Below are 25,706 nucleotides of genomic sequence, written 5' to 3'. Positions count from 1 at the left end.
GGCTCAAGCCGCCGAGGCCATCAACTGCCAGACGCGGCCCGGCGTCAACGGCATGTCCAGGTGCGGCGTGCGGTCAGCCATGCCGTTCCGCGCCAACGCATCCGCGACCGCATTGACCACGGCGGGCGTCGCGCCGATGGTGCCGAGTTCGCCGACGCCCTTCACCCCCAACGGGTTGTTCTTGCAGGGCGTCGATTCATCCATCTCCATGCGGAACATCGACGCGAGGGTCTCCGCGCGCGGGGCGGCGTAATCCATCAGGCTGCCTGTCAATGGTTGGCCGGTTTCAGGGTCGTACACCACCTGTTCGCAAAGCGCCTGTCCGATGCCCTGCACCGCGCCACCTTCGAGCTGTCCGCGGACGATCAACGGGTTGACCACCCGGCCCACATCGTTGACCGAGGCGTAGCGGACCACAACGATGTCGCCCGTTGGCGGATCGATCTCCACCTCCGTGATGTGGCATCCGTTCGGCCATGTCGGACCCGACACAGTGCTGGTCGAATCCACGAAGATCTGCCGATCAGGCTGATGGCCGGCCAGCGTGAAGAGGTCGAGTGACAGATCGGTGCCTGCGACCTTGAATACGCCCGCCGCGTACTCGACGTCCGCCGGAGACACTTCGAGTTCCTGGGCTGCGAGTTCCTTGGCCTTGTCGATGGTCCGCTCGGAACCCACGCGCACCGCGGAGCCCCCCGTGAAGAGCGAGCGAGAGCCGGCACTGCCGAATCCGTCGCCGCGGTCGGTATCGCCGAGAACGATCTTCACTTTTTCGATGGGCACGCCGAAGGCATCGACCACCAATTGCGCCAGTGTGGTGGCGATGCCCTGCCCCATCGCATTGACGGCGGAAAACACTTCGATGACGCCGTCAGCCTGGACCGAAACGGTCACCCTCTCTTCGAAGACATTGCCGCCGGTCCATTCCAGGAAGGTAGCGATGCCCAGTCCACGCACACGGCCCGCGCGCTTCGACTCGGCCGCCCGCGCGTCGAAGCCCTGCCAGTCGGCGAGCGCCAGCGCCTGGTTCATGACCGATTCGAACTGGCCGGTGTCGTAGGTCTGGTGCATCGGGTTCGTGTACGGCATCTGCTCGGGCCGGATGAAATTGCGCCGGCGCAACTCGATCCGGTCGATGCCGGTCTGGCGCGCAGCTTCGTCCATCAGGCGTTCGATCGTGTAGATGGCCTCGGGGCGTCCGGCTCCACGATAGGCGCCGGTAGGCGCCGTGTTGGTCAAAACCGCCTTGAAATGGAAATCGATGGTCTGGATGTCGTAGACGCTGGTTTGCACCCACGGCCCGATCAGCAGTTGGATGGCGACGCCGGTTCCGGTCGCGTAGGCACCGACGTTGGCGTGGGTCTTGATGCGCAAGCCGAGGATCTTGCCTTGGGCGTCGAGCGCAAGCTCGGCGCGCGCCTCGATATCGCGGCCGTGCGCTGTCGAGAGAAATTCCTCGCTCCGGTCGGCGATCCATTTGACCGGGCGCCGGACGGCACGCGCGGCAAACGCGACCGCGATGTCTTCCGGATAGGCGCCGGTCTTCATGCCGAAGCCGCCGCCAACGTCACCGACGATGACGCGCACCTTTTCCTTGGGCAAACCGATCGCGTCGCAGATGGAATCGCGAACACCGGAGGGCATCTGGGTGCTCATGCGTACGGTCAGACGCTCTGACGTGGGGTCGAAATCCACCAGCACCGATCTCGGTTCGATCGTGAGCGCGACAACCCGCTGGTTGACGACGTCGAGCGCCACGACATGGCTGGCCTTTGCGAACGCTGCGGCCGTGGCCTCGCTGCTGCCGTGACGCATCTCGGCGGCGATGTTGCCCGTGGCTTCGTCGCAGACCAGCGGCGCATCGGCTGCCGTTGCTCCGGGCAGGTCCACCACCATCGGCAATTCTTCATAGTCAACCATCACCGCTTCCGCAGCGTCGCGCGCCTGCCGCGCCGTTTCGGCGACCACGACGGCCACCGGTTCGCCGACAAATCGAACTCGATCGAGTGCCAACGCGCGTCGCGGCGGCGTGGCGCAGTCCGAGCCGTCGGCGCGTTTGAAACCGGAGGCGCCGGGCATGGGCTTGACGCCAGCCTGAGCCAGATCGGCGCCGGTAAAGACGCCGAGCACCCCCGGCATGGCTGCGGCCGATCCGGTATCGATCGACACAAGCTTGGCGTGGGGATACGGGGAACGCACGAAGCTCAGCCAGGTCTGCCCCGGCAGAGAGACATCGTCGGTATAACGGCCGGCACCGGCCAGCAAGTCTTCGTCTTCGAGCCGCCTGACGGCCTGGCCGCTCCCGAAGCGCGTGGGATTCGTTTCAGATGTCACCGTAGTCCTTTTGTCTGGAGGAAATTCTCGGAACAGACAACGACTATATGGGCTTCGGGTACTTTCGGCATGCGCCGACTTCGCTCGACCCGAAGCGTGTAACCATTCCACCATGCAACTGCCTTGGCTCGACCCTGGTGACCCTCTGCCCGCCGCCGCCACGGCGTGGGGTGATGCCGACCCCGTACCTGGCCTGCTGGCTGCCGGCGGCTCCCTGGACGTCACCAGCCTCCTGCAGGCCTATGGGAGTGGAATCTTCCCCTGGTTCAGCGATGGACAGCCGATCCTCTGGTGGAGCCCCGATCCGCGCATGGTGCTCGAAACCGATCGGTTCAAGCTTCACCGCTCACTTCGCAAGACGCTCCTCCGATTCATCGCCACCGAAGGCTGCGAGATTCGGATAGACCACGATTTCGTCACGGTGATTTCGAACTGCTCGCAGGCGCCGCGCAACGGCCAGACCGGCACCTGGATCCTCCCTGAAATGGTGCAAGCCTATGCGGCGCTTCACCGTGCCGGCCATGCCCATAGCGTCGAAACATGGATTGACGGCCACCTCGTGGGCGGGCTCTATTGCGTCGCGATCGGGCGAGCGGTCTTCGGCGAATCCATGTTCGCGCGCAGACCCGACGCGTCCAAGATCGCATTGGCCGCGCTCGTCTGCTTCTGCTTGCGGCACGGCATCGCCATGATCGACTGCCAGCAGAACACGGCCCATCTTGCAAGTCTCGGAGCGCACGAAATACCGCGCGAACGCTTCGTGTCGCACGTCGCCCACGCCCATCGAATGGGGCCCCCTGCGTGGCGCTTCGAGCCCGTATACTGGAACGAACTCCTGTCCGCGCGACCTTTCCCAAAGACGTGACGCACCTCAAGGATCTCCCGCTCCACACGCTGCAGTTCTACGCGACGGCCCCCTATCCGTGCAGCTATCTGCCGGACCGGCAGGCACGTTCGCAGGTCGCCACGCCCAGCCACCTCATCAACAACGACGCTTATTCGGATCTCGTGCTGAGCGGGTTCCGTCGCAGCGGCATGTTCACCTACCGGCCCTACTGCGACGGTTGCAATGCGTGCGTCCCGTTACGCGTGCTGGTCAATGACTTCCAGCCGAGTCGAAGCCAGCGCCGGGCGCAAACGCGACATGCCGATCTCCAGGCTCGGGTCCTGAAACTGTGCTTCGTACCCGAGCACTATCAGCTGTACTTGCGCTACCAGAATGGCCGTCATGCAGGCGGCGGCATGGACCACGACAGCATCGACCAATACACCCAGTTCCTGCTGCAAAGCAGGGTCAATTCACGCCTGGTGGAGTTCCGCGAAACCCAGCCGGATGGCAGCCCCGGCGCCCTGAAGATGGTGTCCATCCTCGACGTGTTAAATGATGGACTTTCGGCCGTCTACACCTTCTACGAACCCGAACCGGGCGCGGGCTACGGCAACTACAGCGTGCTCTGGCAGATCCAGCAGGCCCGCAAGCTGGGCCTTCCTCACGTGTACCTGGGCTACTGGATCGAGGGAAGCGCCAAGATGAACTACAAGGCGCGCTACACACCTCATGAAGTGCTGATCGACGGCCGATGGCAGGCACCAACTCATTTCACCAAGTAAAATCGCGACCGGTCAAACCGTGTTGCACATGAGAAAAATCCAATCCGACGTTCCAGCCGCTCCCGTGATCCAGGTCATCGAGCGGATGTTCTCCCTGATCGACGTCCTCGCTTCCCGCGAGGAGGCGATATCGCTCAAGGAGATCAGCGAGAAGACGGGGCTTCACCCGTCAACCACGCACCGCATCCTGAACGATCTGGCCGTAGGCCGCTTCGTGGATCGCCCCGAGGCCGGAAGCTATCGCCTCGGCATGCGGCTCCTGGAACTCGGCAATCTGGTCAAGGGGCGACTCAACGTGCGCGACGCCGCCATGGCGCCGATGCGGGAGCTGCACAAGCTCACCCAGCAACCGGTGAATCTGAGCATGCGCCAAGGAGACGAGATCGTCTATATCGAGCGCGCCTACAGCGAGCGTTCGGGAATGCAGGTGGTCCGTGCTATCGGCGGGCGGGCGCCATTGCACCTGACCTCGACCGGAAAGCTGTTTCTCGCGGTGGACGAACCTCAGCGCGTCCGCAGTTACGCCACGCGAACCGGATTGGCCGGCCACACGCGCAACAGCATTACCCAACTCCCGATACTGGAGCGAGAGCTCTCCAAGGCTCGCCAGTACGGCATCGCGCGCGACAACGAAGAGCTTGAACTCGGCGTGCGCTGCATGGCCGCCGGCATTTACGATGACCAGGGAAAACTGGTGGCAGGTCTCTCAATCTCCGCGCCGGCGGACCGGCTGGACGACGGGTGGCTGCCCAAGCTGCAGGCGACCGCCAACGAGATATCGAGCGCTCTGGGCTTCAAGGCCAATGCGGCAAGCGCCACCTAGGCAAAAGGGCCCTGAACGGGCCCTTTGAACTTTGAATCAACCAGCAATGTTCGCCGCGACACGCTGCTGCGCCGCCTTGCTCACCGTGTGATTCGCCTCGACCCAACGCCTCACGCGTTCAGCGTCGGCGATGCGGCTGAATTTGCCGGCTGAATCGAGGAACACCATGATGAGCTTGCGACCCGCGATCTTCGCCTGCATCACGAGGCACTGGCCTGCTTCCGAGATGTAGCCCGTCTTCTGAACCCCGATATCCCAATCAGGATTCTTGACCAGTCGGTTCGTGGTGTTGAACTGCAGCACGCGATTGCCGACTTCCACCTGGTACTCCGGCGAAGTCGAGAGCTGGCGCACCGTCGGATCCGCGTAGGCCGCGTTCACGAGCAGCGCGAGATCCTGGGCGCTGGACTGGTTGCGGCTCGACAGGCCGGTCGGTTCGACGTAGCTGGTGTCCTTCATGCCGAGCATCTTTGCCTTGGCATTCATGACGCTGACGAAGGTCGCCATGCCGCCGGGATAGGTACGACCGAGTGCATGCGCCGCCCGGTTTTCGCTCGACATCAACGCCAGATGCAGAAGTTCACCGCGTGGCAGGGTGGATCCGACAGTCAGGCGCGAACTGCTTCTCTTCTCGGTGTCGACGTCGTCTTGCGTGATCGTGATCAGTTCATCCGGCGGAAGCTGGGCTTCGCTGATGAGCAGGCCGGTCATGAGCTTGGTCAAGGAAGCGATCGGCAGAACCGCATGGTCGTTCTTGCTCAGCAGGACTTCGTGCGTGTCCTGGTCGATCACGAGCGCCACGCTGGATTTCAGGTCGAGCGCATCCTCGGTGCTGTGCAAACCAGCCAGTTGACCGAAGGATTGGCGGGCGGGTTCGGCGACCCGCACCACCGAACGGCGTTGCACGGCCACTTCAGTCCGCCCATTTTTCTTGCGGATGGAGGCAACCACGTTGCGTCCGCCACTGACGACCCTCTCGCTCTTGTCAGCACTCGCGTTGCGCTTGGAAGCTGCAGTGCGCTTGGTCGTCGATGCAGTCTTGTGCTTGCTGTCGGCGCTCACCGTTTTCTTGGCGGCGGGCTCTTTCTTGGTCGCGTTCGCGGCGGGCAACAAAAACGCCGTGGCGCAAAGCGCGACGGCGAGTAGGCGAAACGCGGGAAGGAACCGCTGGCTGGAAACTCGATAAGAACGGGCTTCAGTCATATATATCTCCAGCGGCTAACAAATAAAAACCGCAGTGTATCGAAATCAAAAAAGACACGCAATATCAGTTACTTGCATCCTCTTCTTCAATCGAATACAAGGATCCCCGCGAAACCTAACCTTGTGCCGCCACTCTCTCAGCTTGGCTCTGTAACTTGTTGAGCGCACTCAAATAAGCCTTGGCCGATGCGACCACGATATCGGGATCCGCTCCGACGCCGTTGACGACCCGGCCCGCATTCTGCAGCCGCACTGTCACCTCTCCCTGGCTCTCGGTCGATCCGCTGATCGCATTGACCGAATAGAGCACCATCTCGGCACCGCTTTTCACATGGGCCTCGATCGCCTTCAGCGAAGCGTCCACCGGACCGTTGCCGTCGGACTCTCCGGTGACCTCCTTGCCGTTCACCGTGAACACGACGCGCGCCTGCGGACGCTCACCTGTTTCACTATGTTGCGACAAGGATACGAAGCCAAACTGCTCCCTAACGTGCGAGAGTTCTTCATCGCTGACCAAAGCGAGGATATCTTCGTCAAATATTTCACTCTTTCGATCGGCAAGCTCCTTGAACCGGGCGAAAGCGGCGTTGATGTCCGCTTCGCTCTCCATCGACACGCCCAGTTCCTGCAATCGCTGTTTGAAAGCGTTACGGCCGCTCAGCTTGCCGAGAACGATCTTGTTGGCGGCCCAGCCCACGTCCTCGGCTCGCATGATTTCGTAGGTATCGCGCGCCTTGAGCACCCCGTCCTGATGGATACCCGACGCGTGAGCGAAGGCGTTGGCGCCCACGACCGCCTTGTTGGGCTGCACCACGAAGCCCGTAGTCTGGCTCACCATGCGGCTTGCCGCGACGATGTGGCGAGTGTCGATGCCCAGTTCAAGACCGAAGTAGTCCTTGCGGGTCTTCACTGCCATCACGATTTCCTCGAGTGAGCAGTTGCCGGCGCGTTCACCCAACCCGTTGATGGTGCATTCGACCTGGCGGGCGCCGCCGATCTTCACCCCCGCCAGCGAGTTGGCAACCGCCATGCCCAGGTCGTTGTGGCAATGCACAGACCAGACGGCCTTGTCGCTGTTCGGGATCCGCTCGCGGAGCGTCTTGAGGAAGTTGCCGTAGAGCTCCGGGATGGCATAGCCGACGGTGTCCGGCACGTTGATCGTGGTCGCGCCTTCGTTGATCACCGCTTCCAGCACCCTGCACAGAAAGTCGGGGTCGCTGCGGTAGCCGTCTTCCGGACTGAACTCGACATCGGCGATCAGGTTGCGCGCAAAGCGCACCGAAAGCTTGGCCTGCTCGAAGACCTCGTCCGGCGTCATTCGCAGCTTCTTCTCCATGTGGAGCGGCGACGTGGCAATGAAGGTGTGGATCCGGCCGTTGGCGGCACCCTTGAGCGCTTCGGCGGCACGCGAAATATCGCGGTCGTTGGCGCGCGAAAGGCCGCAAACGGTGGCGTCCTTGATCGCGTTCGCAATGGCCACCACGGCGTCGAAGTCCCCATTGGAACTCGCGGGAAACCCGGCCTCGATGACATCAACCCGAAGGCGCTCGAGCTGGCGTGCGATGCGCAGCTTTTCGTCCTTGGTCATGGATGCGCCGGGCGACTGCTCGCCGTCGCGCAATGTCGTGTCGAAAATGATCAGTTTGTCAGCCATCGTGGATCTCCTTTGTTCGGCGCGAGACGGGAGGGCGCGCCGCGGCGCCTCTCCTCTCCGGCTCGTCAGACGGATTCAGGCACCGATTGTGCGCTGACTGCGGTCTGCATCCGCGCCCTTGTCAGGCCGGAAACGATCGCCTTGAGCGAAGCCGAGATGATGTTCGCATCCATCCCGACGCCGAACAGCGTGATCGCCTCGTCGACGCGCAGTTCGAGGTAGGCCACCGCTTGCGCATCGGCGCCGGCGCCGATCGCGTGCTGGTGATAGTCGATCACGCGGATCGCGTGCCCGGTGGCACCCGCAATCGCATGGATGAAGGCGTCGATGGGTCCATTGCCGCGACCCTCGATTCGGCGGATTTCGCCGTCCCACGGCAAGTCGGCGCGCAGCAAGACCGACGCGTCCGCGCCCTCCCCCTGTTCTTCGAGCACGCGATGCTGAGGACCGACCTCGTCCCGGATGCGGTATTCGCGCTCGAACAAAGCCCAGAGGTCGGCCGCGGTGAGTTCCTTGCCGGCGACGTCCATCACGCGCTGCACGGTCTGGCTGAACTCCATCTGCAGGCGACGCGGCAACTCCAGGCCGTACTCGCTTTCGAGCAGGTAGGAGATGCCGCCCTTGCCCGACTGGCTGTTGACGCGAATCACGGCCTCATAGCTCCGACCGACATCCTTCGGATCGATCGGCAGATAGGGCATGTCCCAGATGTCCCCGTCCTTGCGGGCGCCGAAGGCCTTCTTGATGGCATCCTGGTGTGAACCGGAGAACGACGTGTAGACCAGATCGCCCACATACGGATGGCGAGGATGCACCGGCAATTGGTTGCAATGCTCCACGGTCGCGCGGATTTCGTCGATGTTCGAGAAGTCGAGTTCGGGCGGCACGCCTTGGGTGTACAGGTTGAGCGCCACATTCACGAGATCGAGATTGCCGGTTCGTTCACCGTTGCCGAAAAGACAGCCCTCGATCCGGTCCGCGCCGGCCATCAATGCAAACTCGCCGGCTGCAGTGCCTGTGCCCCGGTCGTTGTGGGGATGCACGGACAGCACGATCGCATCGCGGCGTGAGAGATTGCGGTGCATCCACTCGATCATGTCCGCAAAGATGTTGGGCGTCGAATGCTCGACCGTCGACGGCAGATTGACGATGCACTTGTTCGTCGGCGTCGGGGCCCAGACCGCGGTCACCGCATCGACCACGCGCTTCGAAAACGCGAGGTCCGTACCCGAGAACATTTCCGGCGAGTACTGGAAGGTCCATTGGGTGTTCGGCTGCCTGGCCGCAAGCACGTTGAACATGCGCGCATGCGAAGTAGCGAGTTCGACGATCTGATCCTCGTCCATGCCGAGGACCACGCGACGCATGATCGGGGCCACGGCGTTGTACAGGTGAACGATCGCGCGCGGAGCGCCCTGCAGGGCCTCGAACGTGCGCTCGATCAGATGGTCGCGTGCCTGCGTGAGCACCTGGATCGTCACGTCATCGGGAATGCGGTCTTCCTCGATGAGCTTGCGCACGAAGTCGAACTCGACCTGCGACGCGGAAGGAAACCCTACTTCGATTTCCTTGAAGCCGATCGCAACCAGCATCTCGAACATCCGCATCTTGCGGGCGATGTCCATCGGTTCCACCAGCGCCTGGTTGCCATCACGCAGGTCGGTCGACAGCCAGATCGGAGCCTGGGTCAGCACGGCGTCAGGCCAGGTGCGGTCCTTGAGGCCGACCGGCGCGAAGGCACGGTACTTGAGGTTGGGTTGCTTCAACATCTGATATTTCTCGCTGTGGTTGGATCAACCAGCAACCCCAAAACAAACGGCCCGTTGCTGGTGCGAACGGGCCGTGGTGAGGGATTTGCGCGCGCGCTACCTTCTCCGCCCGTGGGGGATCAGTAGTAGGGCCAGCGAAATCTTGTTCATGGGAGGCTGGAATATAGCACGCCCCCAGGTTGGCTCACTGCGTGTAGCCGCCCACCCCCTACCGGGGGCGCAGCCCGTGGCCCGGCGGAGCCGGTTCCACGGCTGCCCACGAACAGGCGCGTTACGCGCAGCCGAAGACAAAGCAGAACGCCGGTATTTACCGGCCGGCGAAGCCCGGCCCGTTGGTGAAACACCGCGGAACCGGCTTCGCCGGGCCGCTGGTGTTGCCCCCGGTAGGGGGTGGGCGCCCGACACGAAGTGCGGGCAACCTGGGGGCGAGCTAATTGTGCAGCCCGCGCTCGTCGGGTTCGTCGGTCGAAATGCTGATCACGCTCACCGGCTGCCCCTTGGCCTTGCGCCATCCGTACACGACATAGCCGCTGAGGCCGTAGGCAACGAACAGGCTGAACAGCACCGTCGGCGGATGAATGTTGATGATGGCGATGCCGAGGGCGATCAGCACGATCACCGCGAACGGCACGCTCCGCTTCACCTGTACATCCTTGAAACTGTAGAACGGCGCGTTGGTCACCATCGAGAGTCCCGCATACAACGTGAAGCCGAAAGTGATCCATGTGATCTGCTGCCACGACAGGTACAGCACCTCGCCGCCGCGCTTGCCCCATTCAGTCATGAGCCAGATGAAGCCTGCCACCAGTGCCGCCGCCGCCGGAGATGGCAGGCCCTGGAACCAACGCTTGTCGACGACGCCGGTATTGACGTTGAAGCGTGCGAGACGCAGCGCAGCGCAAGCACAGTAGACGAAGGCGGCAATCCAGCCCCAGCGCCCCAGGCCCTTGAGCGACCATTCGTAGGCGATCAACGCCGGCGCAGCGCCGAACGACACCATGTCGGACAACGAATCCATCTGCTCGCCGAACGCGCTCTGCGTGTTGGTCATGCGCGCTACCCGGCCGTCCAGGCTGTCGAGAATCATCGCCGCGAATACGCCGAGCGCCGCCAGGTCGAAGCGCGCGTTCATCGCCATCACGATCGAATAGAAGCCTCCGAACAGCGCTGCCAGAGTGAACAAGTTCGGGAGGATATAGATGCCCTTTCGACGCTTGCGCGGCGCGGCATCGTCGGGGACCGTGTCGTCATGCATGCAACCGGCCTCCAACGCACGTCTTCAGGGTGCAATGGGCTATCGGATTCATGGCAGATGAGGGGGACGATCGCATCGGTGGCAGTGTAGTTCAGGCGCCGCGGCGCCCTGAAAGAAAAGGGCCACCGATCGGTGGCCCTCAGAGGGTCGGAGAGAGGCTCGATCAGTTGCGGGTCTGGTCGACCAGCTTGTTCTTCTTGATCCAGGGCATCATCGCGCGCAGCTTCTCGCCAACCACCTCGATCTGGTGCTCGGCATTGAGGCGACGGCGGCTGATCAGCGTGGGCGCGCCGCCCGCGTTTTCCAGCACGAAGCTCTTGGCATATTCGCCGGTCTGGATGTCCTTCAGGACCTGCTTCATGACCTTCTTGGTTTCTTCGGTCACGATGCGCGGGCCCGTCACGTACTCGCCGTACTCGGCGTTGTTCGAGATCGAGTAGTTCATGTTGGCGATGCCGCCTTCATAGATCAGATCAACGATCAGCTTCAGTTCGTGCAGGCATTCGAAGTACGCCATTTCGGGCGCGTAGCCCGCTTCCACCAGCGTCTCGAAGCCGGCCTTGATCAGCTCGACGGTACCGCCGCACAGCACGGCCTGTTCGCCGAACAGGTCGGTTTCGGTTTCTTCGCGGAAGTTGGTCTCGATGATGCCGGCCTTGCCGCCGCCGTTGGCCGTGGCGTAAGACAGCGCGAGATCACGCGCCTTGCCACTCTTGTCGGCATGCACAGCGATCAGGTGCGGCACGCCGCCACCTTGGGTGTAAGTGTTGCGCACGGTGTGGCCGGGCGCCTTGGGAGCGACCATCCACACGTCGAGGTCGGCACGCGGCTGCACGAAGCCGTAGTGCACGTTGAAGCCGTGCGCGAAGACGAGCGATGCGCCTTCCTTGATGTGCGGCGCGACGTCGTTCTTGTAGACGCTGGCGATCTGCTCGTCGGGCAGCAGGATCATGACCACGTCGGCCGACTTCACCGCATCGGCCACCTCGGCCACCTTGAGGCCGGCCTTCTCGACCTTGGGCCACGATGCGCCGCCCTTGCGCAAGCCGACGACGACCTTCACGCCGCTGTCGTTCAGGTTCTGCGCGTGCGCGTGACCTTGGCTGCCGTAACCGATGATTGCAACCGTCTTGCCCTTGATCAGGCTGAGATCAGCGTCCTTGTCGTAGTAGACCTTCATGAGATTTCTCCTTCGTAGATTCGGTGGATGTGGAACAGTGGATCAGACGCGCAGGATGCGCTCGCCGCGGCCAATGCCGCTGGCGCCGGTACGGACGGTCTCGAGGATCGCGCCGCGATCGATGGCTTCGAGAAACGCGTCGTTCTTGCCGTGGTCGCCGGTGAGCTCGATGGTGTAGCTCTTGTCGGTCACGTCGATGATGCGCCCGCGGAAGATTTCGGTCATCCGCATCATCTCCTCACGCTCCTTGCCGACCGCACGCACCTTCACCATCATGAGTTCGCGCTCGGTGTAGGCGCCTTCGGTCAGGTCGACGACCTTGACGACCTCGATCAGGCGGTTGAGATGCTTGGTGATCTGTTCGATCACGTCATCGGAGCCCGCCGTGACGATGGTCATGCGCGAGAGGCTCGGGTCCTCGGTCGGCGCGACGGTCAGGGATTCGATGTTGTAGCCGCGGGCCGAGAACAGGGCGACCACGCGGGAGAGTGCACCGGGCTCGTTTTCGAGCAGCACGGCAATGATGTGTTTCATGGCGAGAGGACTCCTCTTTTCGCCGCCCTCCCCCGCGCACGGTAATGCGCGGGCTTGGCGGGCAATAGATTTGTCAATGAATTGGACGATAACCCGGTCCTTCGGACACGGGGACTTGTGACTGGCGTATCAGAGGTCTTCGGAGCCGAGCAGCATTTCGGTGATGCCCATGCCGGCCTTGACCATCGGGAACACGTTTTCGGTCGGATCGGTACGGAAATCCATGAACACCGTGCGGTCCTTGAGCTTGCGTGCTTCGCGCAATGCCGGCTCCACGTCCTGCGGGCGCTCGATCAGCAGGCCGACGTGGCCGTAGGCCTCGGCGAGCTTCACGAAGTTGGGCAGCGCGTCCATGTAGCTGTGGCTGTAGCGGCCCGAATACTCGATCTCCTGCCACTGCCGCACCATGCCGAGATAGCGATTGTTGAGCGAGCAGATCTTGATCGGCGTGTTGTATTGCAGGCACGTCGAAAGCTCCTGGATGCACATCTGCACAGAGCCTTCGCCTGTGATGCAGAAAACTTCCGATTCGGGCTTGGCGAGCTTGATGCCCATCGCATAGGGAATACCGACGCCCATCGTGCCCAGGCCGCCGGAATTGATCCAGCGACGAGGCTCGTCGAATCGGTAGTACTGGGCGGCCCACATCTGGTGCTGACCGACGTCCGACGTGATGTACGTGTCGGAGTCCTTGGTCATGTTCCAGAGGGTTTCGACAACGTACTGCGGCTTGATCACGTCCTTGTTGCCGCGGTCGTACTTGAGGCAGTCCTTGCTGCGCCAGCTCTCGATGGTCTCCCACCAGCTTGCGAGCGCCGCCGGATCGGTGCGGGTGGAGTTCTCGCGAATCATCGAGATCAGTTCGGTCAGCACGTCCTTCACGTCGCCGACGATCGGGATGTCGACCTTCACGCGCTTCGAGATGCTCGACGGATCGATGTCGATGTGGATGATCTTGCGTTCGTTTTGCGCGAAGTGCTTGGGATTCCCGATCACGCGGTCATCGAAACGCGCGCCCACCGCCAGCAGCACGTCGCAGTTCTGCATGGCGTTGTTGGCTTCGATGGTGCCGTGCATGCCCAGCATGCCGAGGAACTTGCGGTCGCTGGCCGGGTAGGCGCCGAGACCCATCAGGGTGTTGGTCACCGGGTAGCCGAGCATGTCGACCAGGGTGCGCAACTCGTTCGTGGCGTTGCCGAGGAGCACGCCGCCGCCGGTGTAGATGTACGGGCGCTTGGCGGTCAGCAGGAGTTGCAGGGCCTTGCGGATCTGTCCGCCGTGGCCTTTTCGCACCGGGTTGTACGAGCGCATCTCGACTTTCTCGGGATAGCCGCTGTACGTCACCTTCTTGAACGAAACATCCTTCGGCACGTCCACGACCACGGGGCCCGGGCGGCCGGTGCGTGCGATGTGGAAGGCCTTCTTCATCGTCAGGGCCAGATCCTTGGGATCCTTGACGAGGAAGTTGTGCTTGACGATGGGTCGGGTGATGCCGACGGTGTCGCATTCCTGGAAGGCATCGAGCCCGATCGCCGCCGTCGGGACTTGGCCCGAGATGATCACCATCGGGATGCTGTCCATGTAGGCGGTCGCAATGCCGGTGACGGCGTTGGTCAGCCCGGGACCCGACGTCACCAGTGCCACGCCGACCTCGCCGGTGGCGCGCGCATAGCCGTCGGCAGCATGCACGGCGGCCTGCTCGTGCCGCACCAGCACGTGCTGGATGGTGTCCTGCTTGTAAAAAGCGTCGTAAATGTAGAGAACCGCGCCGCCGGGGTAGCCCCAGACGTACTGGACGCCTTCGGCCTGCAGTGCCTTGACCAGCACTTCGGCGCCCATGAGTTCTTGCGTTTGACTGCCGGTGACGGCTGCTGCGGAAGTGAGTTCCGCCTTCGAGATTTCCATGATCAACCTTTTGCGATTTTCGGGAACGAAAAACCTTGGGTGCCCCTTCGCCAGCTCTTTTGAAGCCGCGTCAGGACTTGAGGCCACAACCATGGGCGGATTTGTCATACCGCCGGACCGTGACCCGTTTGCCTTTTGACTTGCAGCGGGGATTATGACACCGGAAGACGTCCTGCTGACCTTCTCCCGGCCGACATGACCGCGGAGGCATAATCCGCGGCGACAAGAACACTCGGCGTCCCAGAGACACCTTCCCACGCGGCGCGTCCCCGGCGCCGGACTCGCTTGGCCACTGAAAAAGAACTTTCCGACTTCCTGAAGAGCGTCGAGCGACGCGCTTTCAAGAGGTCCGTCTATCACGTTCGGGACGAAGAAGCGGCGTTGGACATCGTCCAGGACAGCATGATGAAGCTGGCCGAGCACTACGGCGACAAGCCCGCCAACGAACTGCCGCTGCTTTTCCAGCGCATCCTCTCCAACTGCACGCTCGACTGGTTCCGGCGGCAGAAGACCCGCAAGGCGCTGTTCTCCAACCTCAGCGACTTCGAGAGTCTGGACGACGACGGTGATTTCGACCTGCTCGAGCACTTCCAGCTTTCGACGGACGGGCAGGAAACCGAGAGCGCCGAAGACACGACGCGACGCGCCCAGGTTTTCCGCGAGATCGAGGAACAAATCGCCGCGCTGCCAGGTCGTCAACGCGAGGCCTTTCTGATGCGTTACTGGGAGGAAATGGACGTCGCAGAGACGGCTGCTGCAATGGGTTGCTCCGAAGGCAGCGTCAAGACTCACTGCTCGCGGGCCGTTCACGCCTTGAGCAAGGCGCTCAAAGCCAAGGGAATTTCGCTATGAACACAACGCTTTCCGCCTCTTCCGCCGCGCTGGAGGAGCAGTTTGGCCGCCGGGTGGCCGAGCGGCTCTCCGCCGGCAATGCAGAACTGACGCACGAAGTCAGCGAGCGGTTGCGCGCCGCGCGGGTGCAGGCGGTTGCCCGCCGGAAAGTCGTTGCGCAGATTCACACGTCGCCCTTGGTCGTTTCGCGCGGCGGCACTGCGTCATTGGGCCTGGGCGCCCGCTGGTGGACCCGCATCGGATCCGTCGTTCCCCTGGTGGCCCTGGTCGCGGGTCTCGTGGCGATCAGCGTGATGCAGGAAGACAGTCGCACCAACGAATTGGCCGCGATCGACTCCGCCCTGCTGACTGACGACCTCCCGCCGGCAGCCTATACAGATCCCGGATTTGCCCAGTTCCTGAAGACGTCGGACACCACGCCCGAAAACTGATCGTCCTGCACCGAATGCCGCTACGCCACCTTTCTCGCGCCAAAGCGCTAGGCCTCGCGCGACCGCACCCGTGGGCGGCCGCTTGGCTGAGCGCGGGCCTCGTGCTCGGCGCCTGTGGCGTAGCTGCGACCTCGGCCAAGGCTCAGCCAGGCAAGACGACGACGCCGGCGACTACCGCAGCGACGGCTGCGGCCAAGCCAACCGTCGCAAAGCCCCTATGGCGCGAGCTGACGACCCGCCAGCAAAAGGCCCTGGAACCTCTCGCGTCGTACTGGGATGAGATGACCGAGCCTCACAAGCGCAAATGGCTCGCGATTTCGCGCGACTACGCCAAGTTGCCTGCCGCGGACCAGGAAGTGCTTCATAGCCGCATGACCGAATGGGCGAGGCTGAGCAATCAGCAGCGCGAGCAGGCACGCCTCAATTTCGCCGACGTCAAGCAAGTTCCCGCCGACGAGCGCAAGGCGAAGTGGGAGGCCTACCAGGCCTTGAGCGACGAAGAAAAGAGCAAGCTGGCGGCACGCGCCACGACGGCAAAGCCGCCCGGCGCGGCCTCGACAATCCGCCCTGTGCCGCTCCAGAAACTTGCGCCCGTCCCGGCCCTGAACGCGGGCAACCAGCACACGCCCCGGATCCTGCTGGCACCGCCCCCGGCAACGGCGGCAACGGCGCCGGTCGCGACGCCTGCGCCCGCGCCTGCGCCTGCGTCATCCTTTCCTCCGGTGAGTGCCGAGGCCCAAGTGCCGGCGCCGTCCGCGCCTGAAGCACCGGTGCGCGTGTCCGACCAACCCGCTTCCTCGCCCTGAATCGGTGTCGATGGTTTCTACTTCTTCCGGTAGCCCCGGTCCCGATCGCCCGGCCACCGAACAGGTGTCCGCCCAAACTTCCTCCCCGCTGGCAGCCCCTGGCCTCTGGCGCCGCATGGCATGCTGGCTCTATGAGGGCATGCTCCTTTTCGCCGTGGTGTTCGTCGCAGGTTGGCTTTTCAGCACCCTCGGCCAGATGCGCGACGGCATGGACTCGCGCCGACATCTGCTCCAGGCCTTCCTGTTTGTGGTCTTCGGCGTCTATTTCGTCTGGTTCTGGTCGAAGGGGCAGACCCTGGCGATGAAAACCTGGGGCATCCGGATCGTCGACCGGTCTGGCCGTCCGCTGACCCAGGGCCGCGCGCTGCTGCGGTATCTTTTGAGCTGGGTCTGGTTTCTGCCGCCGCTGGCAGCCATTTCGCCCTTCAAGCTCGGTGGCGGCGAATCGGCGGTGCTGATTTTCGGCTGGGTCGTCGTGTGGGCGCTGCTCGCGCGTTTTCAACCCGAGCGGCAGTTCTGGCACGACGCGTGGGCCGGCACCCGGCTGATCGCCTCCAAACCCCTCAGCCGCCGATGAGCAGCGCCGATCCGGTCAACCCACAGAAATCGCGGCGGGGATGGATCCGCATCTGGCACGCAACGCTGATTTCGCTGGACGGACTCCGCGCAGGCTGGCAAGAATCGGCATTCCGCCAGGAAATCTATTGCGCCATCGTGATGGTGCCAACGGCATTCTGGGTGGGCCGGAGCTGGGTCGAGGTCGCACTGCTTCTCGCGGTGCTGGCGCTGGTGCTGATCGTCGAATTGCTCAACACCGGCATCGAGGCCGCCATCGACCGCGTCGGCCCCGAGTGGCATTCCTTTTCAAAGACCGCCAAGGACCTGGGCAGCGCCGCGGTCTTGCTTTCCATCCTCCTGTGCGCCGGCGTCTGGATCGCGGCCCTGTGGCAGCGCTTGGCAGGGTAAGGCTTACATCCCGGAGCCCGAAGCGTCACGTGGGCGCGGCATGATACGGGGATGACTCCCAGATTTTCGATTTGCGTTTATTGCGGCTCCCGAGCGGGTGAGCGACCTGAATTCACGGCCACGGCCCAGGCGGTCGGTCGCTGGATTGGCGAACGGGGTGGCCAACTGGTCTACGGCGGCGGTCGAACCGGCCTGATGGGCACCATCGCCAACGCCACCCGCGCCGCAGGCGGCCGCGTGGTCGGCGTGATTCCGAAGGCGTTGGTTGACAAGGAACTCGCGAACCGCCAGAGCGACGAACTGCACGTTGTCGACACCATGCACGAGCGCAAGGCGATGATGGGCGAGCGCGCCGACGCCTTCCTGGCCCTCCCGGGCGGCATCGGCACCTTCGAGGAACTGTTCGAGATCTGGACCTGGCGCCAACTCGGCTACCACGACAAACCGGTCGGCATCCTCAACGTCGCGGGCTACTACGACGCCCTGCTCGCCTTCCTGGCCCACAGCGTGCGCGAAGGCTTCATGGGCGAATGGCAAATGGACCTGATCCGATCCGGCGACGACGCCCCCGCCCTGCTGGAAGCCCTCATCGAAGAGTGCCGCCGCCACCCCCGCGGCGACAAGCTGGCCCAAGTCCTCTAACCCCATCCCGCCTCCAGCGCGATTCGCGAAACACCGCGGAACCGGCTCCGCCGGGCCGCTAGTGTTGCCCCCGGCAGGGGGTGGGCGGCTACACGAAGTGAGCCAACCTGGGGGCGAGCTTATACAGCCGCTTCGTCCTCTTCGCCCGTGCGGATGCGCACCACCCGCTCTACGTTCGTCACGAAGATCTTGCCGTCGCCGATCTTGCCGGTGCGCGCGGCGCTGACGATCGCATCCACGCAGCGCTCGACGTCGGCCTCGTTGACCACCACCTCGACCTTCATCTTCGGCAGAAAGTCGACCACGTATTCGGCGCCGCGGTAGAGCTCCGTGTGCCCTTTTTGCCGACCGAAACCCTTCACTTCGGTCACGGTGAGCCCGGTGACGCCCACTTCGGCCAAGGCCTCGCGCACGTCATCGAGCTTGAACGGTTTGAGGATGGCGGTGATTTGCTTCATAGGGACTTTCTTCCGGCGGTTTCGTTGAATTTGCTGGTGATAGGGTAGCGCCAATCCTTGCCAAAGCTCCGATGGGTGACCCGGATTCCCACGGGTGCCTGGCGCCTTTTGTACTCGTTGATCTTGATCAGGCGGGCAACCCGCTCGACCACGGCGCGGTCGTAGCCCGCCGCGATGATCTCGTCGATGCCTTCGTCGTCTTCCATGTAGCGCGCCAGGATGCCGTCGAGGATGTCGTAGGGCGGCAGGCTGTCCTGGTCGGTCTGGTCCGGCCGCAACTCGGCGCTGGGCGGGCGCGTGATGATGCGCTCGGGGATCGGCGCCCGCCCCGTGCCGTAGGGATCGTGCGCGTTCCGCCAGCGTGCCAGCGCGAACACCGTCGTCTTGAGCAGATCCTTGATGACCGCGAAGCCGCCCGCCATGTCGCCGTACAGCGTGCAGTAGCCGGTCGCCATCTCGCTCTTGTTGCCGGTCGTCAGCACGATCGAGCCGAACTTGTTGGACAGCGCCATCAGCAAGGTGCCGCGGATGCGCGCCTGGAGGTTTTCCTCGGTCGTGTCCTCGCGCAGGCCCTTGAACTCGTCGGCCAGCACGCTCAGGTACGACTCGAAGGTGTGCTTGATGGAGATTTCGTCGTAGCGCACGCCCAGTCGCCGGGCCATTTCGCGCGCGTCGATCCAGCTGATGTCGGCCGTGTAAGGCGACGGCATCATCACCGCGCGCACCTTGTCCTTGCCGAGCGCATCGACCGCGATCGCCAGCACGAGTGCCGAATCGATGCCGCCGGAGAGCCCGAGGATCGCGCCTGGGAAACCGTTCTTTCCGATGTAGTCGCGCACGCCCACCACGAGGGCATCCCAGAGCTGGGCTTCCGGTTCGCGCGGGGCCGCGGCGGCGGTGTCGTCCTGCACGAAGCGGACGCCCGCGGCCGTGCGCTCCATCTGCGCGAAGACCAGTTGTTCCTTGAAGCTTTCCGCCTGCAACGCCCGCGAGCCCTCGGCTTGCAACGCGAACGACGCCCCGTCGAAGACCACCTCGTCCTGGCCGCCCACGAGGTGCGCGTAGACGAGCGGCAGATTCACCGCCCGTGCGCGCTCCGCCATGCGCGCCACGCGCTCGCCTTCCTTGCCGACATGGAACGGCGAGGCGTTGATCACCGCCAGCACTTCTGCACCGGCCTCCTTGGCCAATCGCGCGGGGGCGTCGAACCAGGCGTCCTCGCAGATCAGGAGGCCGACGGACACGCCGCCCGCCTCGAACACGCAGACGCCCTCGCCGGGCGTGAAGTACCGGCGCTCGTCGAACACCTGGTAGTTGGGCAATTCGCGCTTGGCGTAGGTCTCGAGGACCCGCCCTTCGCTGACAACGCTGGCTGCGTTGTGACGCAATTGCACGGCAACCGACTTGCTGCGCAGGCTGCCGCCGGTGGGATGGCCGACTACGACCACCATGCCGTCGAGGTCCGCCAGTTCGGTGGCCACGGCCTGTACGGCATCGTCGCAGGCCGCCACGAAGGCCGGCCGCAGGAACATGTCTTCCGCCGCATAGCCGCAGATCGACAGTTCGGGCGTGAGCAGCAGGCGCGCACCTTGCTGGTAGGCGGACCGCGCCGCGTCGACGATCTTTCGCGCGTTGCCGGTGAGGTCGCCCACCACGAAATTGAGCTGCGCGATGGCGAGTTTCAGAGTCATATCAGAGCTAGCAAAGGGCTGAACGATTATGTCATCCACGTGTCGGCACCATGCCTTGCAACCCTTGGGCCACGCGCGATCGCAGGGGCTGTTACCCTCGTCAATCGATGCGCACCGGCTCTTCCCTTACCGCCTTCTTCGATTCCGTCGTTCCGAGCCCCCAGGGCCAGGCCTACCTGCTCCTGGTCTTCACCACGCTGATCTGGGGCGCCAATGCCGTGGCCGCGCGGCTCGCGGTGGGCGAGGTCTCGCCGATGATGCTGACCTTCTCGCGCTGGATCATCTGCTGCCTGGCGCTCGGTCTCACTGCGCGGAAGGAGATCGCTGCCCACTGGCGCACGCTGCTGCCGTCCTGGCGCTCCATTGCGTTGATGGGCGCGCTCGGTTTCACCGGCTTCAATGCGCTCTTCTATGCGGCCGCCCATCACACGACGGCGATCAACATCGCGATCATCCAGGGCACCATTCCGGTGCTGGTGCTGGTCGGCAGCTTTTTCTTCTTCGGGACCCGCATCACGCGCCTGCAGGTCGTGGGCGTCGTGATGACCCTCGCGGGCATCGCCGTCGTTGCGTCGCGCGGCGAACTGGCGTTGCTGGCGAGCCTGGCGTTCAACATCGGCGACGTCTGGATCTTGATCGCCTGCCTGCTGTATACCGGCTATGCCCTCGGGCTGCGCAAGCGCCCGGCGGTGCCGGCCATCGTCTTCTTTGCCGCCACGGCAGCGGTGGCCTGCGTGGTCTCGCTCCCGCTGGTGGCGGCGGAGATCGCGATGGGCCAGTTCTTCATGCCGACCGGCAAGGGCCTCGTGCTGGTGATCTTCGTCGGCCTGCTGCCGTCCTTCATCTCGCAGATCACCTTCATCCACGCCGTGGGGCTGATCGGGCCGGCGAGGGCCGGTGTCTTTCTCAACCTGGTTCCGATCTTCGGGCCGTTGCTGGCCGTCCTGATCCTGGGCGAACCCCTGTCGGTCTACCACGCGGTCGCGCTGGCCCTCGTGTTGGGGGGTATCTATGTGGCCGAGTCGCTCGGGACCCGCTGGCGTTGACGAGACTCCCTTGACCGACCCCACCATTCGCATCCATCGCTCGGCTTCCGAGATCGGCGCCGCCGCCTGGGACGGCCTGCTCGCGATGCAGGCGGCACCCTCCCCCTTCATGCGCCACGCCTACCTGAATTCTCTGGACGCCAGCGGCAGCGCGTCGGCGAACACGGGCTGGGCACCGCACTTCGTGACGCTGTGGCAAGGCGCTCGGCTGATGGCCGCATGCCCGCTCTATGTCAAGGACCACTCCTATGGGGAGTACGTCTTCGATTGGGCCTGGGCCAACGCCTACCAGCAGCACGGGTTGGCCTACTACCCCAAGGCCGTCATCGCGGTGCCGTTCACCCCCGTGCCCGGGACCCGTCTTCTGGCGCGCGACGACATGAGCCGCGCGCTCCTGGTGCGCGCCCTGGTTGCCTGGTGCGAGCAGACTAAGGTCTCGTCGCTGCATCTGCTCTTCGGCGCCGATGAAGACATGGCGGCATGCGCAGACGCCGGGCTCATGCTGCGGCATACGGTCCAGTTCCACTGGACCAACGCGCATTGGAGCGACTTCGATGCTTTCCTCGCCAGCCTGTCCCACGACAAGCGCAAGAAGATCCGCCAGGAACGCCGCAAGGTCCACGATGCGGGCGTGAGCTTTCGCTGGTCGCGCGGCGCCGACATCTGCAGTGCGGATTGGGATTTCTTTTATCGTTGCTACGCGCGCACCTACCGCGAGCACGGAAACCCGCCCTATCTGAATCGCGACTTCTTTCATCGCATGGCGGCGACCATGCCTGAAGCCTGGCTGCTCTTCATCGCCGAACGGGGCGGCAAACCGATCGCGGCGAGCCTCATCGCGTTGTCGGCGGGTCTGTCCGGACACAGCGCGTCGGAGCATCCGCTGATTGCCTACGGCCGCTACTGGGGCGCGCTCGAGCGCGTGGACTGCCTGCATTTCGAGGCGTGTTACTACCAGCCGCTCCAGTGGTGCATCGAGCACGGCGTCCTGCGCTTCGAAGGCGGCGCGCAAGGCGAGCACAAGATGGCGCGCGCCCTGATGCCAGTCAAGACGACCAGCGCCCACTGGCTGGCGCACCCATCCTTTGCCGATGCGGTCGAGCGCTTCCTGGAACGCGAAGGCGCGGGCATCGAGAACTACATGGACCACCTCGAAGAGCGCAGCCCCTTCCGCCAGCACGAATGAGGTTCAGCGCTGCGCACCCAGCCCAATCGGTGCCGGCACGGCGTTGACGATGCGCGTGAAAAGCGCGGCGTAATCAGGCTCGGGTTCGCAGCCCGTCAATGGATCGCGATTGGCGCTGAACGCCTCGTCGAGGTCCGCCCAGTCTTCATTGGTCAGCACCTTCTCGGCGAGGGGAAGGATTTCACGCTCCTCCAGCGCCATGTGGCCCAGATAGAAGTCGACATAGCGCTCGACCGCCTCTTCGAAGGCGCGTCGGCGCGGTTCCCCAAGCATCTCGAAGGCGAGGAGCGCGTGCTCCACTTCGCGGATCTTCCGCTCTCCCCGCGCGTGATCGTCGTCCAGCCGATCGAGCAGTTCGCGCGAAATCGGCGTTCGCGCGCGCAGCTTGGGGAACAGCAATTCCGATTCCTTGCGGTGATGCCGCTTCTCCGGAAACTCGTCGACATAGAAGAGCATCGCGCGCAGGGCGCCGAAATCAGGCAGCGAGCGCTGCCGCCGATGCTCCGCCAGGAGCAAGAGGATGGATCGAAGCATGGCCGAGAGGGCCGAGTGCTCGTCACGAATGATTCGCGTGGTGATGTGCGTCATGCGGCTCTCCGTTGGATGCCGCAAGCTTCTCATTCCTCACGCTTCGCGACCTTGCTGCAGATCAAGGCCGCATCGGTTTGCGCCGCAAGCTCACTTGGTCAGCTTCACCGTGCCCTTCATGAGCGCGGAATGACCGGGAAACGAACAGAAAAAGGCATAGCTCTGATCGGCCTTGAGCTTGCTGGTGTCGAAGGTGACGGAGTCCGAAGCGCCACCGCCGACGACTGCCGTGTGAGCGATCACGCGGGCATCACCCGCCTTGAGGTAGTTTTTGTCCAAGCCGGCGCCGATACCGTCTGCAGCCACCGCCTGGGCATCGGCCGAGGTGGTCAGCACCCAGTTGTGCCCCATCACCGCCTTCGGCAGCTTGCCCACATGCTTGAGCTTGACCGTGAACTGCTTGCAGCTTTGCGGCACGTCGATGCTGCTCTTGTTGAACTGCATGGCGTCGTTGCCTTCGATCTCCACGTCGCATGCGGCGGCCGACGCGGTGCCGGCCAGCGCCACCAAGAGCGCCGCAGCGCAGGTTCTCTTCAGGTTCACGGCATTCATCTTTCTTTCTCCTTTCGGTGTCGATGGCATTTCGCCATGAATCGAGTTTGCCCGCAATGGCGCCTTGCGCACCTGTGAGTGTGGCAAGGCTTGCGCCAGATCAAGGCTCCAAGGCGCCGCAGCCCGATACTGAACGCATCGCACCCCACCAACGAAAGGATCGTGTCATGTATCAGCGAATTCTTGTTCCGGTCGATGGAAGTCCGACATCGCAGCGCGGACTGGACGAAGCCATCCGTCTCGCCCGACTCACAACGGGCCACCTGCGGCTGATCCACGTGATCGACGAACTCTCGTTCGCGCTCGCCATGGACGCCTATTCCGGCTATTCCGGCGACTGGCTGAACGTGCTGCGCGAGGCCGGCCAGCGGGTGCTCGACGACGCGAAGGCAGTCGCGGAGACAGCGGGCGTCGACGCCGAGACCGTGCTGTGCGACAGCTTCGCCGGATCGGTTCACGAGCAGGTCACGGCCGAAGCCTCCAGGTGGCCCGCGGAGTTGATCGTGCTCGGCACGCATGGCCGCCGCGGCGTGGGCCGACTGGTATTGGGCAGCAGCGCCGAACACATCCTGCGCTTCGCACCCGTGCCGGTACTGCTGGTGCGCGCGCCGGAATCGGAATCGAAGCCCGAACCTGCGCAGGCAACGACCCGCGTGCGTCTGCCGTCGGGTGCGCTGGCGATGGAATGAACGAAGAGGCCGGGAGGTGGCCTCTCAGCGACACCAGATGTCGATCTGATGGCTGACATCGAGCGCCGCCTGCATGTTCAGACGATCCGCGAAAAGCGCGTCCGGTTGCGATCCGCCTGCAAATAGCGGTCGAACACCATCGCGATGGCCCGCACGAAGAACCAGCCTGCCGCCGTCACCTGGATGTCGTGGTCGCTCACGCACACCAGTCCGTGCGCGGCCAGAGGCCCGAGTGCCGCGATCTCGAGCGCGAAATGACGCTTGAAGTCGATCAGGTTCGCCAGCCCGATGGATTCGAAGTCCACGTGCCCCTGGCACATCAGGGCCATGATCACGGTTCGCCGCATGACGTCGTCGCGCGTCAGCGCCAATCCACGAACGACCGGGATGCATCCCTGATCGAGGTGGTCGTAGTACTCCGCCAGCGTCTTGGCGTTCTGGCTGTAGGTCGCGCCCACGCGGCCGATGGCCGAGACGCCGAGCGCGACGAGGTCGCAATCGGGTTGCGTGCTGTAGCCCTGGAAGTTGCGGTGCAGCCGCCCTTGCCGCTTGGCGATCGCCAGTGAATCTTCGGGCAATGCGAAGTGATCCATGCCGATGTAGACGTAGCCGGCCGCGGTCAGCGCGGCGATCGAGCGCGACAGCATCTCGACCTTGGCCTTCGCATCGGGCAGTTCTTCGGCGGCGATGCGCCGCTGCGGCTTGAAGCGCTCCGGCAGGTGGGCATAGGCATAGAGCGCGATGCGATCGGGCCGAAGCTTGCACACCTGCGCCAGCGTTCGGTCGAACGATGCCCTGTTCTGCCTGGGCAATCCGTAGATGAGATCGATGTTGATCGACTTGAAACCCAGCGCGCGCGCACTCGCCATCAGGTCGAACACCCGAGCGGCTGGCTGGATGCGATGAATGGCCTTCTGGACATCCGGCTCGAAGTCCTGGACGCCGAAGCTCAGGCGATTGAACCCCATGCCGGCCAGCCGTTCGAGGCGCCGGCTGTCGACGGTCCGCGGATCGATCTCGATGGATTGCTCGCGTTCCGGGCCCAGCACGAATGCGTCGCCAAGGATCGCGAGCAGCCTCTCGAGGCCGTCGTCGTCCAGGAAAGTCGGCGTCCCGCCGCCGAGATGCAGTTGGCTGACGAGCGCGCCGCGGCCAAGTTCCGCGACATGGAGGGCCACTTCGCGCGCGAGGTAGTCGAGATATTCGCCCCCACGGCTCTTGTGGCGAGTGACGATCTTGTTGCAGGCGCAGTAGTAGCACAGCGATTCGCAGAACGGGATGTGCACGTAGAGCGAAAGAGGACGCCCATGCGCACCGGCCGCCTTGCGCTGGCGCAGGGCCTGCGCGTAGTCGTCGGCTGTGAAGGCTTCGACGAATCGGTCTGCCGTCGGGTAGGAGGTATAGCGCGGGCCGGCAATGTCGAGGCGGCGCAGCACGGCGGGCGACGGCAGCACGGTGGACGCGGCGGCGGTCAGGAGGACTGAGGATGAATTCATTGCAGGCTATAAGGCGGGCAGAGAACCACTATGCC

25 protein-coding genes are annotated in these 25,706 nt (G+C 63.9%); 12 read left to right on the top strand and 13 right to left on the bottom strand.

Annotated features, from left to right (window positions below; translation table 11 throughout):
* Positions 1–3: 3 nt before the first annotated feature.
* Positions 4–2,334, bottom strand: coding sequence for a xanthine dehydrogenase family protein molybdopterin-binding subunit (locus tag AC1DHL_RS09195; protein WP_478161788.1), 2,331 nt, complete (start codon positions 2,332–2,334; stop codon positions 4–6).
* 112 nt (positions 2,335–2,446) lie between these two features.
* Here AC1DHL_RS09195 and aat point away from each other — a divergent pair, with 112 nt between their 5' ends.
* Genes aat through AC1DHL_RS09180 form a run of 3 tightly spaced genes read left to right on the top strand, consistent with a single transcriptional unit; the run spans position 2,447 to position 4,768 of the window.
* Positions 2,447–3,199, top strand: a complete 753-nt coding sequence (gene aat, locus AC1DHL_RS09190; RefSeq protein WP_478161787.1) for a leucyl/phenylalanyl-tRNA--protein transferase — start codon at positions 2,447–2,449, stop codon at positions 3,197–3,199.
* Positions 3,196–3,945, top strand: a complete 750-nt coding sequence (locus tag AC1DHL_RS09185) for an arginyltransferase (protein WP_478102466.1) — start codon at positions 3,196–3,198, stop codon at positions 3,943–3,945. Before aat ends, AC1DHL_RS09185 begins: the two co-directional genes overlap by 4 nt.
* Positions 3,946–3,973: 28 nt before the next feature.
* Positions 3,974–4,768, top strand: a complete 795-nt coding sequence (locus AC1DHL_RS09180; RefSeq protein ID WP_478102465.1) for an IclR family transcriptional regulator — start codon at positions 3,974–3,976, stop codon at positions 4,766–4,768.
* A 36-nt stretch (positions 4,769–4,804) separates the two neighbouring features.
* On the opposite strand, the gene AC1DHL_RS09175 is transcribed toward AC1DHL_RS09180, so the two are convergent.
* From AC1DHL_RS09175 to AC1DHL_RS09145, 7 genes are all read right to left on the bottom strand, one after another.
* Complete coding sequence (locus tag AC1DHL_RS09175) at positions 4,805–5,971, bottom strand: serine hydrolase (RefSeq protein WP_478102463.1); 1,167 nt, start codon at positions 5,969–5,971, stop codon at positions 4,805–4,807.
* Positions 5,972–6,086: 115 nt separating this feature from the next.
* Complete coding sequence (locus AC1DHL_RS09170; RefSeq protein WP_478161786.1) at positions 6,087–7,625, bottom strand: 2-isopropylmalate synthase; 1,539 nt, start codon at positions 7,623–7,625, stop codon at positions 6,087–6,089.
* Between the two features lie 65 nt (positions 7,626–7,690).
* Positions 7,691–9,394 (bottom strand): 2-isopropylmalate synthase, encoded by a 1,704-nt coding sequence (gene leuA, locus AC1DHL_RS09165; protein WP_478161785.1) that lies wholly within the window; start codon positions 9,392–9,394, stop codon positions 7,691–7,693.
* A gap of 430 nt (positions 9,395–9,824) precedes the next feature.
* Positions 9,825–10,649: a CDP-diacylglycerol--serine O-phosphatidyltransferase gene (gene pssA / locus AC1DHL_RS09160; RefSeq protein WP_478102458.1), complete on the bottom strand. Its 825-nt coding sequence runs from the start codon at positions 10,647–10,649 to the stop codon at positions 9,825–9,827.
* Positions 10,650–10,812: 163 nt separating this feature from the next.
* The gene (gene ilvC, locus AC1DHL_RS09155) at positions 10,813–11,829 is read right to left on the bottom strand and encodes a ketol-acid reductoisomerase (protein WP_478102456.1); all 1,017 of its coding nucleotides are present in this window, start codon (positions 11,827–11,829) and stop codon (positions 10,813–10,815) included.
* Positions 11,830–11,871: 42 nt separating this feature from the next.
* The gene (gene ilvN / locus AC1DHL_RS09150) at positions 11,872–12,363 is read right to left on the bottom strand and encodes an acetolactate synthase small subunit (RefSeq protein WP_478102454.1); all 492 of its coding nucleotides are present in this window, start codon (positions 12,361–12,363) and stop codon (positions 11,872–11,874) included.
* A gap of 129 nt (positions 12,364–12,492) precedes the next feature.
* A complete protein-coding gene (locus AC1DHL_RS09145) occupies positions 12,493–14,268 on the bottom strand; it encodes an acetolactate synthase 3 catalytic subunit (RefSeq protein ID WP_478102453.1) in 1,776 nt (591 codons plus the stop codon).
* Between the two features lie 285 nt (positions 14,269–14,553).
* On the opposite strand from AC1DHL_RS09145, the gene AC1DHL_RS09140 reads away from it, so the two are divergent.
* From AC1DHL_RS09140 to AC1DHL_RS09115, 6 genes are read left to right on the top strand one after another with little or no spacing between them, the layout of a single operon-like run.
* Complete coding sequence (locus AC1DHL_RS09140; protein WP_478102452.1) at positions 14,554–15,120, top strand: RNA polymerase sigma factor; 567 nt, start codon at positions 14,554–14,556, stop codon at positions 15,118–15,120.
* Complete coding sequence (locus AC1DHL_RS09135; protein ID WP_478102451.1) at positions 15,117–15,551, top strand: DUF3619 family protein; 435 nt, start codon at positions 15,117–15,119, stop codon at positions 15,549–15,551. The genes AC1DHL_RS09140 and AC1DHL_RS09135 overlap by 4 nt, the downstream gene beginning before the upstream one ends.
* A 14-nt stretch (positions 15,552–15,565) precedes the next feature.
* Entirely contained in the window at positions 15,566–16,357 is a 792-nt protein-coding gene (locus tag AC1DHL_RS09130; protein WP_478102449.1) for a DUF3106 domain-containing protein, read from the top strand.
* Between the two features lie 10 nt (positions 16,358–16,367).
* The gene (locus tag AC1DHL_RS09125) at positions 16,368–16,934 is read left to right on the top strand and encodes an RDD family protein (protein ID WP_478102447.1); all 567 of its coding nucleotides are present in this window, start codon (positions 16,368–16,370) and stop codon (positions 16,932–16,934) included.
* Positions 16,931–17,323 carry a diacylglycerol kinase gene (locus AC1DHL_RS09120; RefSeq protein WP_478161784.1) on the top strand — a complete coding sequence of 131 codons (393 nt, stop codon included), beginning with the start codon at positions 16,931–16,933 and terminating at the stop codon, positions 17,321–17,323. The genes AC1DHL_RS09125 and AC1DHL_RS09120 overlap by 4 nt, the downstream gene beginning before the upstream one ends.
* 51 nt (positions 17,324–17,374) lie before the next feature.
* Positions 17,375–17,965 (top strand): LOG family protein, encoded by a 591-nt coding sequence (locus tag AC1DHL_RS09115; RefSeq protein WP_478161783.1) that lies wholly within the window; start codon positions 17,375–17,377, stop codon positions 17,963–17,965.
* A gap of 119 nt (positions 17,966–18,084) precedes the next feature.
* Here the strand turns inward: AC1DHL_RS09115 and AC1DHL_RS09110 are convergent, their stop codons facing one another.
* Positions 18,085–18,423, bottom strand: a complete 339-nt coding sequence (locus AC1DHL_RS09110; RefSeq protein WP_028253903.1) for a P-II family nitrogen regulator — start codon at positions 18,421–18,423, stop codon at positions 18,085–18,087.
* Positions 18,420–20,114 (bottom strand): NAD+ synthase, encoded by a 1,695-nt coding sequence (locus AC1DHL_RS09105; RefSeq protein WP_478102441.1) that lies wholly within the window; start codon positions 20,112–20,114, stop codon positions 18,420–18,422. The genes AC1DHL_RS09110 and AC1DHL_RS09105 overlap by 4 nt, the downstream gene beginning before the upstream one ends.
* Before the next feature lie 107 nt (positions 20,115–20,221).
* Between AC1DHL_RS09105 and AC1DHL_RS09100 the strand changes: the two genes are divergently transcribed.
* Both AC1DHL_RS09100 and AC1DHL_RS09095 read left to right on the top strand, forming a co-directional pair.
* Entirely contained in the window at positions 20,222–21,160 is a 939-nt protein-coding gene (locus tag AC1DHL_RS09100) for a DMT family transporter (RefSeq protein WP_478161782.1), read from the top strand.
* A 10-nt stretch (positions 21,161–21,170) separates the two neighbouring features.
* Positions 21,171–22,346 carry a GNAT family N-acetyltransferase gene (locus AC1DHL_RS09095; protein WP_478161781.1) on the top strand — a complete coding sequence of 392 codons (1,176 nt, stop codon included), beginning with the start codon at positions 21,171–21,173 and terminating at the stop codon, positions 22,344–22,346.
* Between the two features lie 3 nt (positions 22,347–22,349).
* On the opposite strand, the gene AC1DHL_RS09090 is transcribed toward AC1DHL_RS09095, so the two are convergent.
* The gene (locus tag AC1DHL_RS09090; protein ID WP_478161780.1) at positions 22,350–22,934 is read right to left on the bottom strand and encodes a hemerythrin domain-containing protein; all 585 of its coding nucleotides are present in this window, start codon (positions 22,932–22,934) and stop codon (positions 22,350–22,352) included.
* A 90-nt stretch (positions 22,935–23,024) separates the two neighbouring features.
* Positions 23,025–23,486 carry an azurin gene (azu, locus tag AC1DHL_RS09085; RefSeq protein WP_478161779.1) on the bottom strand — a complete coding sequence of 154 codons (462 nt, stop codon included), beginning with the start codon at positions 23,484–23,486 and terminating at the stop codon, positions 23,025–23,027.
* Between the two features lie 167 nt (positions 23,487–23,653).
* On the opposite strand from azu, the gene AC1DHL_RS09080 reads away from it, so the two are divergent.
* Positions 23,654–24,175: a universal stress protein gene (locus tag AC1DHL_RS09080; protein ID WP_478161778.1), complete on the top strand. Its 522-nt coding sequence runs from the start codon at positions 23,654–23,656 to the stop codon at positions 24,173–24,175.
* A 77-nt stretch (positions 24,176–24,252) separates the two neighbouring features.
* Here the strand turns inward: AC1DHL_RS09080 and hemN are convergent, their stop codons facing one another.
* On the bottom strand, positions 24,253–25,671 hold the full coding sequence (hemN, locus tag AC1DHL_RS09075) for an oxygen-independent coproporphyrinogen III oxidase (protein WP_478161777.1): 1,419 nt from the start codon (positions 25,669–25,671) through the stop codon (positions 24,253–24,255).
* Between the last annotated feature and the right edge of the window lie 35 nt (positions 25,672–25,706).

This window comes from Variovorax sp. 10L426, assembly GCF_056395305.1.
The sequence above is the reverse complement of the archived record's forward strand: the minus strand, read 5'-3'. Positions and strand labels throughout refer to the sequence as shown.